General features: G+C 52.4%; 15 protein-coding genes. All 15 read left to right on the top strand.

Annotated elements, in window-relative coordinates; genetic code table 11:
* Position 1: 1 nt before the first annotated feature.
* The 15 genes from AC3YUO_RS02905 to AC3YUO_RS02975 all read left to right on the top strand — a co-directional run bounded on the left by AC3YUO_RS02905 (position 2) and on the right by AC3YUO_RS02975 (position 13,379).
* A complete protein-coding gene (locus tag AC3YUO_RS02905; RefSeq protein ID WP_489961556.1) occupies positions 2 to 1,201 on the top strand; it encodes a phage major capsid protein in 1,200 nt (399 codons plus the stop codon).
* Positions 1,202 to 1,258: 57 nt separating this feature from the next.
* Positions 1,259 to 1,537, top strand: a complete 279-nt coding sequence (locus AC3YUO_RS02910) for a head-tail connector protein (RefSeq protein WP_489961557.1) — start codon at positions 1,259 to 1,261, stop codon at positions 1,535 to 1,537.
* A complete protein-coding gene (locus tag AC3YUO_RS02915) occupies positions 1,537 to 1,869 on the top strand; it encodes a phage head closure protein (RefSeq protein ID WP_489961558.1) in 333 nt (110 codons plus the stop codon). The genes AC3YUO_RS02910 and AC3YUO_RS02915 overlap by 1 nt, the downstream gene beginning before the upstream one ends.
* A 2-nt stretch (positions 1,870 to 1,871) precedes the next feature.
* Positions 1,872 to 2,255 (top strand): HK97 gp10 family phage protein, encoded by a 384-nt coding sequence (locus tag AC3YUO_RS02920; RefSeq protein WP_489961559.1) that lies wholly within the window; start codon positions 1,872 to 1,874, stop codon positions 2,253 to 2,255.
* A gap of 2 nt (positions 2,256 to 2,257) precedes the next feature.
* Complete coding sequence (locus AC3YUO_RS02925; RefSeq protein ID WP_489961560.1) at positions 2,258 to 2,596, top strand: hypothetical protein; 339 nt, start codon at positions 2,258 to 2,260, stop codon at positions 2,594 to 2,596.
* A complete protein-coding gene (locus tag AC3YUO_RS02930) occupies positions 2,580 to 3,194 on the top strand; it encodes a major tail protein (protein ID WP_489961561.1) in 615 nt (204 codons plus the stop codon). Before AC3YUO_RS02925 ends, AC3YUO_RS02930 begins: the two co-directional genes overlap by 17 nt.
* Positions 3,191 to 3,568, top strand: coding sequence for a hypothetical protein (locus tag AC3YUO_RS02935; RefSeq protein ID WP_489961562.1), 378 nt, complete (start codon positions 3,191 to 3,193; stop codon positions 3,566 to 3,568). Before AC3YUO_RS02930 ends, AC3YUO_RS02935 begins: the two co-directional genes overlap by 4 nt.
* On the top strand, positions 3,565 to 3,729 hold the full coding sequence (locus AC3YUO_RS02940) for a hypothetical protein (RefSeq protein ID WP_489961563.1): 165 nt from the start codon (positions 3,565 to 3,567) through the stop codon (positions 3,727 to 3,729). The genes AC3YUO_RS02935 and AC3YUO_RS02940 overlap by 4 nt, the downstream gene beginning before the upstream one ends.
* Positions 3,730 to 3,788: 59 nt before the next feature.
* Positions 3,789 to 7,259 carry a phage tail tape measure protein gene (locus AC3YUO_RS02945; protein ID WP_489961564.1) on the top strand — a complete coding sequence of 1,157 codons (3,471 nt, stop codon included), beginning with the start codon at positions 3,789 to 3,791 and terminating at the stop codon, positions 7,257 to 7,259.
* A complete protein-coding gene (locus AC3YUO_RS02950) occupies positions 7,256 to 8,092 on the top strand; it encodes a phage distal tail protein domain-containing protein (protein WP_489961565.1) in 837 nt (278 codons plus the stop codon). Before AC3YUO_RS02945 ends, AC3YUO_RS02950 begins: the two co-directional genes overlap by 4 nt.
* Position 8,093: 1 nt before the next feature.
* Positions 8,094 to 9,146: a hypothetical protein gene (locus tag AC3YUO_RS02955; RefSeq protein ID WP_489961566.1), complete on the top strand. Its 1,053-nt coding sequence runs from the start codon at positions 8,094 to 8,096 to the stop codon at positions 9,144 to 9,146.
* A gap of 1 nt (position 9,147) precedes the next feature.
* Complete coding sequence (locus AC3YUO_RS02960) at positions 9,148 to 11,301, top strand: hypothetical protein (RefSeq protein WP_489961567.1); 2,154 nt, start codon at positions 9,148 to 9,150, stop codon at positions 11,299 to 11,301.
* 72 nt (positions 11,302 to 11,373) lie between these two features.
* The gene (locus AC3YUO_RS02965; RefSeq protein ID WP_489961568.1) at positions 11,374 to 11,790 is read left to right on the top strand and encodes a phage holin family protein; all 417 of its coding nucleotides are present in this window, start codon (positions 11,374 to 11,376) and stop codon (positions 11,788 to 11,790) included.
* Positions 11,791 to 11,870: 80 nt separating this feature from the next.
* Positions 11,871 to 12,335: a hypothetical protein gene (locus AC3YUO_RS02970; RefSeq protein ID WP_489961569.1), complete on the top strand. Its 465-nt coding sequence runs from the start codon at positions 11,871 to 11,873 to the stop codon at positions 12,333 to 12,335.
* 78 nt (positions 12,336 to 12,413) lie between these two features.
* Positions 12,414 to 13,379, top strand: a complete 966-nt coding sequence (locus AC3YUO_RS02975) for an N-acetylmuramoyl-L-alanine amidase (RefSeq protein ID WP_489961570.1) — start codon at positions 12,414 to 12,416, stop codon at positions 13,377 to 13,379.
* Positions 13,380 to 13,464: the final 85 nt, after the last annotated feature.

Below are 13,464 nucleotides of genomic sequence, written 5' to 3' on the forward strand. Positions count from 1 at the left end.
CATGACTATTTTGGAACTGCGCGAGAAGCGCGCCAAGGCCTGGGACGCTGCCAAGGCTTTTCTGGACTCTCACCGCACCGACAAGGGCACCCTGTCCGCCGAGGATGACGCTACCTACTCCCGTATGGAGCAGGACATCTCCGACCTGGGCAAGGAGATTGCCCGTATGGAGCGCCGCGAAGCCCTGGACGCCGAGCTGAATCAGCCGGTCAACCACCCCATTACCGGCAAGCCCCGTCAGAGCAACGGCGAGGAGAAAACAGGCCGCGCTACCAATGAGTACAAACGGAGCTTCTGGGATGTGATGCGCTCCAAGGCCCCCGCACCGGGCGCCATGAACGCCCTGCAGATCGGGGCTGACTCGGAGGGCGGCTATCTGGTGCCGGATGAGTTCGAGCGTACACTGGTGTCTGCTTTGGAGGAGGAGAACATCTTTCGTCAGATCGCCAAGGTGATCCAAACCTCCAGCGGCGACCGTAAAATTCCCGTGGTGGCCACCAAGGGAACGGCAAGCTGGATCGATGAGGAGGGCGCTTTCACCGAGAGCGATGATGCCTTCAGCCAGGTGTCCATTGGGGCCTATAAGCTGGGAACGCTGATCAAGGTGTCCGAGGAACTGCTGAACGACAGTGTATTTGACCTTGAGAGCTATATTTCCACAGAATTTGCCCGGCGGATCGGGGCAAAGGAAGAGGAAGCCTTTTTCATCGGTGATGGCAGCGGCAAGCCTCTGGGCATTCTGGCGGAGTCCGGCGGAGCGGAAATCGGCGTGACCTCCATTTCCGCTGCCACCATCACAGCAGATGAGCTGATGGATCTGTTCTACAGCTTGAAAGCCCCCTACCGCAAGAATGCTGTGTGGGTGCTGAATGATTCCACCATCAAGGCCATCCGAAAGCTGAAGGACAACAGCGGTCAGTACCTGTGGCAGCCCTCCCTGGTGATGGGCAACCCCGACACCATTCTGGGCCGTCCGGTCAAGACCTCTGCCTTTATGCCTGCGCTGGCCGCTGGCAGCAAAGCCATTGCGTTCGGTGACTTCAGCTACTACTGGATCGCAGATCGACAGGGGCGTTCCTTCCGCCGTCTGAACGAGCTGTATGCCGCCAACGGTCAGGTGGGGTTCCTGGGTTCCCAGCGTGTGGACGGCAAGTTGGTTCTGCCGGAAGCCATCAAGGTCCTGGTACAGAAGGATGCGTAAACATGAGCGGCGCCAGGGGATTGCTTCTGGCGCCGCTTCTCATAAGGAGGTGCGGTCATGCCTGTGACCCTGGAGGAAGCAAAAACTTATCTCCGCATTACCTTCGAGGATGAGGACGCCCTGATTCAGTCCCTTATCCACTCTGCCGAAGAGCTGTGCGCCAGCGTGATCCGCGTCCCGGTATCGGAGTTGACGGAACAGGATGACCCCAATATCCACACGGCGGTGCTCTACGCTGCGGCATACCTTTATGAGCATCGGGAGGAGGCAGATCACCACGCTTTGTTGCTTACCCTCCGCGCGCTGCTTTTCAGTCTGCGGAAGGAGGCGTTCTGATGGAGGTTGCGCTGCTCAATGTAAAGGTCACGATTCAGAAAAACACTGTCACCATAGATGAAATCGGCAACCATCGGAATCAGTGGACGGACTACTACACCTGCTACGCTACAGTTAGCGGCGAGGGTGGTACAGAGACGTTTGCTGTTGGAACTACTGTGGAAAATTCTGAGATTGCTTTTACTGTCCGCTACTGCGGCGCGGCGATGGCAGTAAACTCTACGGAATACCGTATCGTATTTTGCGGAGAGATCTACAACGTCCTCACCGTGGACCACATGAACTTTACCCGAAAAGCGGTAAAATTCCGGTGTCAGAAAGCGAGGCGGTAACAATGGGACAAAACATTGAGATCGACCAGCTTTCCAAGGCGGTCATGGAGCGTTTGCGCGCGTATGCCGCTCTTACCACCGAACAGGTCAAGCAGGCTGTAAAGGAGACAGGCGATTTTGTTCGGGATGAGATTAAGGCATCCGCTCCCAAGGATACCGGCGCATATGCGGACAGCTGGGTGGTAAAAAAGCAGACAGAAACCTCCAACTCCCTGTGCGTTGTTGTCCACTCAAAGAACCGATATCAGCTGACACATCTGCTGGAGTTTGGTCACGCTAAGCGCGGCGGAGGCCGGGTCGCTGCCCAGCCCCATATCGCACAGGCGGAAGAATCCGGTATCCAGCAGTTGGAGGACAATCTCCAAAAGGCTCTGGAGGAGGGTTAAAGTTGGAGGAACTGAATCAATTATTGGCGGCTCTGGAGCTCCCTTTCGCCTACGACCATTTTGCGGAGGGTGAGTCCCCGGAACCGCCATTTCTCTGTTATCTGCTGCCGGGAAGCAATAACTTCGCCGCTGATGGCAGGGCATATTTCAAAAAGCAGGAGGTGCGGCTGGAACTGTACACCGACTGCAAGGACCCTAAGCTGGAGCGGCGGATCGAAACCGCCCTGGACGCCCACAGTCTGTTCTACAACAAGACCGAGACCTGGATTCCCAGTGAAAAGCTGTATGAGGTCCTATACCAATTTGAAACGGAGGTAATCGACCATGACGAAGAAGAATAAGGTCAAGTTCAACATCTGCAATGTGCATTATGCGCCGTTGACCCTCTCGGAAAACGGCACACCCACCTATGGTACGCCGGTTCCTATCCCCGGCGCGGTATCCCTGTCCCTGGACCCTAACGGTGAGCCGTCTATTTTCTACGCTGATGGCTATGCCTACTACACCATCCCCAACAACATGGGCTACGAGGGCGACCTGGAGGTGGCAATGGTGCCGGACTCCTTCCGCACGGATATTCTGAAGGAGTCGCTGGACAGCAACAGCGTGTTGGTGGAGGACGCGAAAGCGGAAACGGAACGGTTTGCTCTTCTTTTTGAGTTTGACGGCGATGTGAAGAAGATCCGCCATGTGCTCTATAATTGCTCCGCCACCCGTCCGGGGATTGAGTCCACGACCAACGAGGATGAAATCGAAGTGCAGACTGAGACGCTGACCATTACCGCAGCCCCTTTAGAGAGCGGCTATGTTAAGGCGAGAACCTCGGATACGACTACCGATGAAGCCTATGAAAACTGGTATACTGCGGTTTACCTGCCGGATTCGATGGCATCTGTCCCCGGTACGGATGTTGATGATGAGGAGGAAGGATTGGTATGAGCGTAAATAAAATGATTGAAATCGATGGTCAATCCGTACCCTTTCGCGCCTCCGCTGCCATCCCCAGAATCTACAGGAGTCGATTCCAGCGGGACATTTTCCGAGATTTAAAAGCCCTGGAGAAATCCGTGGACAAAGGCAATGAGGAGAACTCTGATTTAGATGTCTTTTCTCTGGAAATGTTCGAGAACATCGCTTATGTGATGGCGAAACACGCCGACAGCACAATCCCGGACACGCCGGAAGAGTGGCTGGATGGGTTCAATACCTTCTCCATCTACCAGGTGCTACCCCAACTGATCGAGCTGTGGGGGTTGAATCTCCAGACCGATATTCAGTCTAAAAAAAACGCCGCCCAACGGAGCGGGAAATGACAACGCCCCTGTTCCTGCTCCGTTGTGTGCAGCTCGGCATCGCCATTGGAGATCTGGGACTGCTCACCATCGGCATGGTCAATGATATGTACACCGAAAGCGGGAATGATGAATATAAATACAGGGAAATTGCCACACAAGACGACTATAACCGATTTTAACGGGCATTGACTCTCATGGGGTCAATGCCCTCGCTTTTTGAGGGAAAGGAGGGCTTTTCATGGCAAACCGCATCAAGGGCATTACCGTAGAGATTGGCGGTGATACCAGTGGACTGGAGCAGTCCTTGAGCAGCGTCAACGACGCCATCAAAAACACACAGAGCCAGCTCAAGGATGTCAATTCTCTGTTAAAACTGGACCCTTCCAATATCACGCTGCTGGCGCAGAAGCAGGAGCTTTTGACGGATGCTATTGCAGAAACCACGCGGAAACTGCAGGCCCTCGAACAGGCGCAGGGCCAGGTCGAGCAGTCATTCCAGCGAGGTGACATTGGCAGGGAGCAGTACATGGCCTTTCAACGTGAGGTGGAAGCCACCCGCAGCACTCTGAATCGGTATCAGGCGGATTTGTCCGGCCTGCAAATCGATCAGACCCAGTTTGCGGTCAATACAGAGCGCCTGTCTAAGCTATTTGACACCACAGGAAAAAACCTGGACGATTTTGTGGATGTGCTGGGAACGCGGCTCACATCCGCCATTCGCAATGGTTCCGCGTCCGCCGACCAGATGCGGCAGGCGGTGGAGAAAATCGGAAAGGCGGTCAGCGGCGGCAAGGCCGATATACAGCAGCTGACCGATGCTCTGGACACCGTGGATGACGGCGAGGCACTGCACAATTTGATTACAGACCTGGGTGATGTCGGCGATGCTGCCCAAGACGCAGCGGACGATGTTGGCGAGATCGCCGAGGCCACCAAGGGAACCGCAATCATGCAGGCGTCAGACCAATTATCTGCTGTGGGCGATAAGCTGCAGGAATTTGGATCAGCGGCAGTCAATGCCTATTCGGAAGCTGAAAACGCAGCCTCCAAGGTCAGCGCCTACTTCGGCGAGACAGGGGCTGCAGCGGAAGCCTCTGCAGGCATTGTAAAAGAGGTCTACGGCTCCGGCGTGGGAGACAGCATGGATGCGGTTGCGGACGCTGTAATTATGGTGAAAAAGAACCTGGGTGAGCTGTCTGGTGCTGACCTATCCCACCTGACACAGCAAGCACTGACCTTGGATCAGCTCTACGGCATCGACATGAACGAGACCCTTCGCGGTGTCAATTCCCTCATGAGGCAATATGGTCTGACAGCGCAAGAGGCTATGGACTACATTGTTACCGGCACCCAGAACGGCCTGGACAAGACCAACGAGTTGGGAGACAACTTGTCTGAGTACGCAGGGAAGTTCGCCCAGGCCGGCTATTCTGCTTCTGAATACTTCCAACTGCTGGATAACGGTCTGCAGGGCGGCGCCTACAATCTGGACAAGGTGAATGATGCCATCAATGAGGTAACCACCCGCCTGGCAGACGGCACTATTGAGGAGAATATCGGTCTTTACTCCACGAAAACGCAGGAGTTGTTTCTGGCTTGGCAACAAGGCGGCGCCACACAGAAAGAGGTGATTGACTCCATCGTGGCGGATATCGCCAGCTGCACCAGCCAGCAGGATGCCCTCAATATGGCGGCGCAGGCGTTCGGCACCATGGCGGAAGATGGCAACCTGAAATTCATTACTTCGTTGACCTCGGTGGGGACAGCCTATGAGAGTGTCAAAGGTTCTGCTCAGGGAATGTTTGACGCCGCTCTCACACCAACGCAGCAGATGGAGGCAAACACCAGGCAGCTGCAGCAAGCTCTAGTGCCTCTGGGAGAAAAGCTGGTAGAGCTGGCTAATGTGATCCTGCCGCCGCTGGTAGCAATCATCACTGCTGTCAGCAATGTCTTTTCCGCCCTGCCTGAACCAGTGCAGAATTTTATCATCATCCTCGGTGTGCTTCTGGCGGCTTTTACTGCGTTGACCCCGGTCATCGCGGCGCTTTCGGTGGCCTTTGGGGCGCTGAATATATCCATTTTCCCTATCATTGCCATCATTGCTGCAGTAGCCGCTGCCATAGTTGGAATCATTGCCCTCATTCAGAATTGGGGAACCATTGTGGAGTGGCTTGGCGGCGTTTGGGAAGGGATGAAAAGTGTGGTCACCACTGTGGTCAGTGCCATTGCAGACTTCCTATCCGCCGCGTGGGAGGGTATCAAGTCCGTTACAGAAACAGTATGGAACGGCATCGCTTCCTTCTTTGAGGGCCTGTGGGATGGCATCCGCTCCACCGCCGAAACAGTGTGGAACGGCCTGGGTTCCTTCTTCTCTACTATTTGGAGCGGCATCACCTCTGCGGCACAAAGTATCTGGAACGGCTTGGGCGGTTTCTTTTCTACGCTCTGGTCCGGTATTCAGAGCACGGCCCAGACGGCATGGACAGGAATCAGCAGTTTCCTGTCCGCAACCTGGAGCGCTATCTCCACTACCGCCCAGACCGTTTGGAACGGTATCAGCGGTTTCTTCTCTGCGGTGTGGTCTGCGATTTCTAATACGGCCCAGACTGTGTGGACCGGCATCGCATCGTTTTTCACCGGATTGTGGTCTCAAATCACCGGGATTTTTTCGTCTGCCCTGACCGGCATCCAAACCGCGCTCGGCGCCGCTTGGGAAGCAATCACCACCGCTATCACCACAGCTTTTACGGTGATTCGGGACACCATCTCCAATGCCTGGGAGCGGATCACAGCAACAATCCAAGCGGCGCTTGAGACAATTAAGGCGGCGGTTTCCGCTGCTTGGGAAGCCATCAAGACTGCCATCCTGACGGTTATGGAGACAATCAAGGCTGGTATTACAGCCGCCTGGGAAGCAATCAAAATAGCGGTAACAACCGTAGTCACTGCGATAAAAGATGCTGTCATAAAGATATGGGAGGCTATCAAAAACACAGTAATCTCTATTATGGGTAGCCTGAAAAATGCACTGATCAACGCATGGAATGCCTTAAAAACAGCAGTAGTGACCGTTGTAGAGAACATCAAAACAGCGGTCGTTCAAGTCTTTACCAGCCTTAAAGTTGGTGTGTCCAATGCCATGAAAAATGTGTTTAATGCGGTAAAGCAAGGTTTCACTATTGTGAAAGACCACATTGTAGGGCTGGCAAAGAGTGCTTTTAATTGGGGCAAGGATCTAATTATGGGCATTGTCGATGGTATTAAAAGCGCCTTTTCCGCAGTAAAAAACGCAGTCTGCAATGTAGCGGACACCATCCGCTCCTATTTGCACTTCTCTGTACCGGATGTGGGGCCGCTGACCGACTACCAGTCTTGGATGCCGGACTTCATGAGTGGACTGGCTGAAGGGATTGAGAAAAGCCGAGGGCTGGTGCAGTCTGCCATCGGGAAAGTGGCCGGGGACATGACCATCAACCCACGCCTGACCGGTTCGGTGGACTCCTTGCTGGATGGCGGGTGGGCGCACGGACAGGGTTCCGGCACTGATTTCTCTGACGCTGGTTTGGGCGCCAAGCTGGATGCTATGTGCGCCGTCATGACAAGGTATTTGCCCAAGCTGGCAAACTGCAAAATTGTGCTGGACTCCGGTACTCTGGTCGGAGAACTGACCGATGGCATCAACCGGGAACTGGGGAGGGCTTACCTATGATACGAAAATTCAGGCTCACAAACCGTGAGGGCGCTACTTGGGACTTATGCAGCCGAACTTCTTTTTTTCATGACATTGACGGCTTTGGATATGCGGACAACACACAGTTTGAGCAGGTCGGCGCCGAATTTATCCCTCTGGAGGAGCTTTTCGCCCAGGGAGAGTTGACCGGACAAATTCTCTTTGCCGGGCAGGATGCTTACCGAACCTATCGGGAGTTTTCACGGTTTGTCCGTGCCGTCCCACTGGTTCTCACCTACCAGACCGATGAAACCTACCGTGTGCCGGTACGACTCACACTATTGGAAAAGGGGGAGCGGATGGAAGGCGGAAACGGACTGGTTTGCGGCGTTACATTTCTGACCACGGGGCAGTTTTATAAAACGGTGTCCGCCCAGAGCGGGGCTATGTCTATTGGGGGAAAGAACTATCCCTATCAGTACCCATACTCCTATGCCGACTTTTCCACTAACACTCTGGTCATTGACAGCGACAGCTATGAGGACAGCCCCTGTAAGATTTCCATCTTCGGACCGTGTGTAAATCCTGTGTGGATGCAGTATGTAGACAATGTGCTCTACGCCACCGGGCGGTATGCAGGGACGATTCCCTCAGACAACCGCCTGGTCATTGACGCCACCCAGATTCCCTACCGCATTACCGAGCTGGGTGCCGGCGGTAATGTGGTGGCGGATCGCTACCAACAGTGCGACTTTACCACAGAGAGATTCTTCCACCTGCAGCACGGCAGCAACCGTATTTCAGTCACACATGACGGTCTTAACATAGTCAGCATGATTGTGGAGGGAAAAATCAGCTATGAAACCGTATAATGTGGAAATCTTTACTCCTGCCTTTGAACTGGTGGGTAATACCAATGTCAGTGAAGTGGACTACAAGGAGGACTACCTCTCCGCTGATGAGAACAGCGTCACTGTGCTGGCATTGCCGGGGGTGCAAAAGCAGGACTATATCCGAATTAGTCGAGGGACGGAGGAATATGCCGGAGTGATTACGGAGATCAGCTACGGCACGGAGAAATCCAAGCAATTGCAGATGATCTCCTACAAACCGCTGGTAGAGCTACTGAACACACAAATCCTTTTTGACACCGATTTGCAAGGCAGCGGCACCATAGAGGAGTTCATCTGCAATCGCATTCGTGAGACCTTTATGGAGAACAGCGATGCCCTGCAAAACATTATCGGTCTGACCCTTTCCACTTCCAGCGGTACGGAGGGATGGGACTTGCACATCACCCCTTCGGAAAGCGGAGGACATTACAACATTGTCAATCTAATGGATTCGGTTGTTATACCGGCCCTGCAAAAATACGGCATTGTGATCAAAGTCAGACTGGATGTCCAGCAACGGCAGCTTCACATGATAGTGGGAAGGGCAGCAACCGGGGTAATGGTGATTGAGAGCGATCTGCCCAATGTTATCCAGAAGTCCGTCACCATCAAGCAGGTCAGCGCCGATGTCAATAAGCTGGTGCTGTATAACGGTCAGGACTACACACAAACCCGTACCTACTATCTCCATTCCGACCTGAGCTACGATACAAGAGACACTGACCGGGTCACTCCGGTGATTTGCGAATTGCAGGTGGTGGGTGGCGAGGAGGAGAACTTTGAATCCGCCGCCATCAGCGCGGCACACAACAAGTTCTCATCGCTGGCCTATTCCAATCTGATTGAACTGACCATGTCCAATGAGGATGAACTGCTCAAGCCGGAGACGCTAGAGTTTGGGCAGGAGGTGGATGTGGTATCGGACGGAAAAACCTATCGCAGTATTCTTACCGGACGGGAACGCAGCGGTACTACCAAGTTGATTTTCGGGACTGTACGACTGGATTTGACAAAAATTCTAAGGAGGGAGTAACTTGGCGGACATTGTTTTGAAAACCTTTCGCGGCGGCAGCGTGACACCCCAAGATGATGCGATTATCCACCAGACGGTCATTGCTACAAACGGCATCTTCAAAGGGTGCCAGGTGACCTATTCCCGCGGCAATGTACTGCAGCTGTCCCAGGGCTTCGGCATGATCAAGGGGCGCTTTTTTGAGGTGTATGACACGGAGATTCCGGTTCAGCTCAATAGCACCTCGGAAAAACTGCAGGGCCGGGTATATATCCATTTGGACTTATCCAACGGGGATGAGCCGATTCAGATTCTGACCGAAACCGCTCCAGTGCTGGGAAGTCTGACAGGCGATGAGGATATTAACTACAACAACACCACCTACGATATGGAGCTTGCAACTTTCAGCGTGACTAATACCGCCCTGTTGGATTTGTTGCAGACTTCCTCTAAAATCACCGGAGCTTCATCAGGTGGTGGCGCCAGCAGTCTGCAAAGACTGACGCAGTACAATGTCGGTGACTTTGCAACCTGCGGAAGCACGCCGGGGTGGGTCACTCTCTACTGTACAAAGGCGGGTGAGACAGCGGCAAAGGAACCTGCGGAGTATGCCAACATTGCTGAAGTGGGTGATGTTGTGCAGGACGGCACTTGTATGTTCACTGCTCGTGATGTGATTGGTGAACTGGATATTCTGAAGGACTCGTACACCGAAGCAGCTGCAGATATTGCAGATCTGCAGGAGGAATTAATGAATCAGATTGATAATCTGCCGCCTCCCGTAGGTACCATTAAATATAGTGCCGGCACTGATTTAGGAGAAGAATGGTTACGATGTGATGGAAGTTTTGTCAGCGCAGCGGACTACCCGGAACTGGTTGCCGTGCTGGGCAAAAATGTTCCCAATGGAGATAAGTTTAAACTCCTCTCCAGCGGAGAGATTCCAGTCCAGATTAGTAATGGCGTGATATATGGCGGAAAACTATGGGTCTACTCCTATTCAACCAGAAAACTGTATGGCGTAGATTTAAAAGGCGAGGCTCCTATTCAAGTCGTTACACTTACCAGCAGCAGCGCCTACTTCTCGGATTTTGTGGCTCCAAGCACTGCAAAACCCCTTGCGCTGTCCATTGTTCCTCATGTACTTGGCACAGGAGCACGGCTGTTTTTGGCGCAGATTCTTAATGATGGGACGGATACATCCATTCCGGAGGAATTTTCTTGGTGCGATAAATTCCTGATCTTTGGGGCGGACTTTACCGGGACCGAGGACAGTCTGGCCATGGAACCTCCGTTCTCTTCCATTGAAAAAGTATCCAGTGCCATGGGCAGCAAAACTTATTACTATTACCCGGCCTTCTACGCCGCAAAGTGTGTTCCGTATGTAATCTCAAAAATTGTCTCCGGGGTCGAGACCTATTATTGCGCGATTGGAGATCGGTCCTATTCTTATGGATCGTCTTCCGAAGGAAGTCTGACATGGAGCGAAGAAAGTACCCAAGCAGATTTAATTTACAGCGGCGTATCTGAGGATACCGCTGTCTTCAAAAATCAGCGCGCAGCGTACAGCAGGAAAAGCAAGGGGGAGATTGTTACAGTAACGGCATCGTCCAGCAGCAGCCGAAACTATAGCATCCACTCTGCCCCGGATGGTATCTTTGAGACTCCCTCCCGTTCTTACAGCAGTAAGAGCATTACCGCGCGAACCATTGCGGGTCCGCTCAATATTGCCGGAGAGGAAAAAGTCATTGCTACCTTCGACAAAATGAACATTCCTTGTGCTTCTGTCCTCGAGGCCCAGATTGATAACGTGATACCGGCGGTGACGCTACCCAGTGCGGCAAAGGTTTTTGTAGACGCAGGCGCTTACTTGTGGAGCAAGCGGGTCTATTTGATTTTCGTGGGAACAGGCATTTTGTTTTCCAGTGACCTGACAGCTGCCGGCTTTGGCTATCTGGATACCACTTCTGTTATGGGGGTGATCTCCCAGTATGGCTTTATGGCCCAGTCCGAGGATGAGAGTGAATTGTATCTCATGGGCCAGGATTCTATGAACCAAATTCAAGTGGCTAAAATGACGCTGAATCGTCTCTTTGACTATGCAAATGACGGTGTATGGCTCCCCATGCTGGTCAGTGACGGTGTTCCAGCCTATATTAAAGCCAAAACAGTATGAGTTATAAACTGACTATCTCCTGTCAAGGTATTTTGTTTGTTACATTACGATAACTGAAAGGGAGGAATCAACATGAAGGAATTCTGGAGTGTCATTCAACTGATAATTGCCGCTATTGGTGGCTGGCTGGGGTGGTTTTTGGGTGGCTGTGATGGCCTGCTCTATGCGCTTATTGCCTTTGCCGTAGTGGACTATCTGACCGGCATTATGTGTGCAATTGTAGACAGGACACTATCCAGTACAGTAGGATTTAAGGGTATTTTTAAGAAGCTCCTGATTTTTATTTTGGTAGGTATTGCCAACGTGATAGACGTTCAGGTGATAGGAAACGGCAGCGTCATTAGAACTGCAGTTATCTTCTTCTACATCTCCAATGAGGGAATTTCTCTGCTGGAAAATGCAGGCCGTTTAGGGCTGCCTATCCCTGTATCTATTAAAAATGTCTTGCAACAGCTTCATGATAAAGCAGAGAAAAGTGGGACTGACTAAGCCGATAAAGTAGGTGCTCATTGCTCCGACTGTGTAAATGGTGTATAATCTCTCCAAAGATGCAGAGGAGAACGACACATATGGGTATTGCATTTCGGCATACTGCCGGCTTCGGAAAACGTATGGAGTATAAAATCGTTGGTGATATGCTAATGGAAGGGCTGGATTGTTATCTGCCCTTGGTTGATGACCATGGTGTTGACTGCGTCATAAAGAAGCCGGACGGAACATTTATAGAAATCCAGATTAAAGCGAGATCCCGCGAGGTTGCATTTGGCGATGCAGCCCTTTTCTCTGCCATAGAGCATACTAAAACCCCTAACTTTTATTTCATTTTCTACTCTGAACGCATGGAAACGATGTGGATATTGTCATCCCAAGAATTTTTAGAAGAATGTGTCACAAATAGAAGTGGAAAGAATACGGGTAAACATAGCATATGGTTTAATGGCAGACGAACGAATCCCACTACAGGTGAGCGAGAAGAATATTGTAAGGAGCGATTTAAAAAGTACATTTGTACGGATTTTTCCAGGTTCACATAACAGTTCAAAATGATCAATGTATGGATGGCTTCGCACAGCTAGTGTGCGAAGCCATTTGTTTTAATGGAGGATTATACTATGAATCTGCATCAGTGTATTTTAGAAAATAATCTTTGCTATCAGGCGGGAAATAAGATAAACCCAAAAGGCATTATGGTGCACTCAACGGGTGCAAACAACCCCTATCTTAAGCGATATGTTGGTCCCAATGATGGTTTGTTAGGCAAAAATCTATACGGTAATCATTGGAATACCGCTACACCTGGCGGCAAAAAGGTCTGTGTCCACGCCTTCATCGGCAAGCTGGCCGATGGGACGGTGGCCACCTACCAGACCTTGCCGTGGGATCACCGTGGTTGGCACGCCGGCGGTTCCGCCAATGACACCCACATCTCCTTCGAGATCTGCGAGGACGATCTCACGGACGCCGATTATCTGGACAAGGTCTATCATGAAGCGGTGGATCTCTGCGTGTATCTCTGCGGACTCTATGGTCTGACGGAGCAGGACATCATCTGCCACTGCGAGGGCTACGATCTGGGCATCGCGTCCAATCACGGGGACGTGCTTCATTGGTGGCCGAAACATGGGAAGAACATGGACACCTTCCGTGCGGAGGTCGCGGCCAGGCTGGGCGGCTCTGAGCCGGATACCTCTGTGGAGCCGGTTCAGCCCAGTGGCGGCATCAAGGCTGGCGATCTGGTAACCATCACCGGGACGAAGTATTACGGCGGGCAGACCATCCCCGCCTGGGTCAAGAAGCAGCGGTGGTATGTTTGCGAAGTGTGCGGCGACCGAGCGGTCATCAACAAGAACGAGAGCGGCACCAACGCCATCATGTCTCCGGTACGGGTTTCCAACCTGGCTCCGGCGGAAAGTGCATCGGTGATCTACCGCGTCCACACCGCAGTCAAGGGAGATACTCTCTGGGGCATCGCCGAGAAATATCTGGGCAGCGGCGCCCGCTGCAAGGAGATCCAGACCCTCAACGGCCTTGATACTGACACCATCTACAGCGGTCAGAAGCTGAAGATCCCGAACTAAATATCCGTTCCAGCCGAAGGGGTGCAGTCATGTTTTGTGGCTGCACCCCTTTATTTTTTTATCCTCCTCATATTTACCCTTTCCC

The sequence above is a fragment of the Pseudoflavonifractor sp. HNCC25GI2 genome (assembly GCF_058136395.1).

Bases quoted from the DNA above. Each gene is read 5' to 3' on its own strand.
- AC3YUO_RS02905 (WP_489961556.1), top strand. From the start codon at position 2: ATGACTATTTTGGAACTGCGCGAGAAGCGCGCCAAGGCCTGGGACGCT.
- AC3YUO_RS02910 (WP_489961557.1), top strand. From the start codon at position 1,259: ATGCCTGTGACCCTGGAGGAAGCAAAAACTTATCTCCGCATTACCTTC.
- AC3YUO_RS02915 (WP_489961558.1), top strand. From the start codon at position 1,537: ATGGAGGTTGCGCTGCTCAATGTAAAGGTCACGATTCAGAAAAACACT.
- AC3YUO_RS02920 (WP_489961559.1), top strand. From the start codon at position 1,872: ATGGGACAAAACATTGAGATCGACCAGCTTTCCAAGGCGGTCATGGAG.
- AC3YUO_RS02930 (WP_489961561.1), top strand. From the start codon at position 2,580: ATGACGAAGAAGAATAAGGTCAAGTTCAACATCTGCAATGTGCATTAT.
- AC3YUO_RS02935 (WP_489961562.1), top strand. From the start codon at position 3,191: ATGAGCGTAAATAAAATGATTGAAATCGATGGTCAATCCGTACCCTTT.
- AC3YUO_RS02940 (WP_489961563.1), top strand. From the start codon at position 3,565: ATGACAACGCCCCTGTTCCTGCTCCGTTGTGTGCAGCTCGGCATCGCC.
- AC3YUO_RS02945 (WP_489961564.1), top strand. From the start codon at position 3,789: ATGGCAAACCGCATCAAGGGCATTACCGTAGAGATTGGCGGTGATACC.
- AC3YUO_RS02950 (WP_489961565.1), top strand. From the start codon at position 7,256: ATGATACGAAAATTCAGGCTCACAAACCGTGAGGGCGCTACTTGGGAC.
- AC3YUO_RS02965 (WP_489961568.1), top strand. From the start codon at position 11,374: ATGAAGGAATTCTGGAGTGTCATTCAACTGATAATTGCCGCTATTGGT.
- AC3YUO_RS02970 (WP_489961569.1), top strand. From the start codon at position 11,871: ATGGGTATTGCATTTCGGCATACTGCCGGCTTCGGAAAACGTATGGAG.
- AC3YUO_RS02975 (WP_489961570.1), top strand. From the start codon at position 12,414: ATGAATCTGCATCAGTGTATTTTAGAAAATAATCTTTGCTATCAGGCG.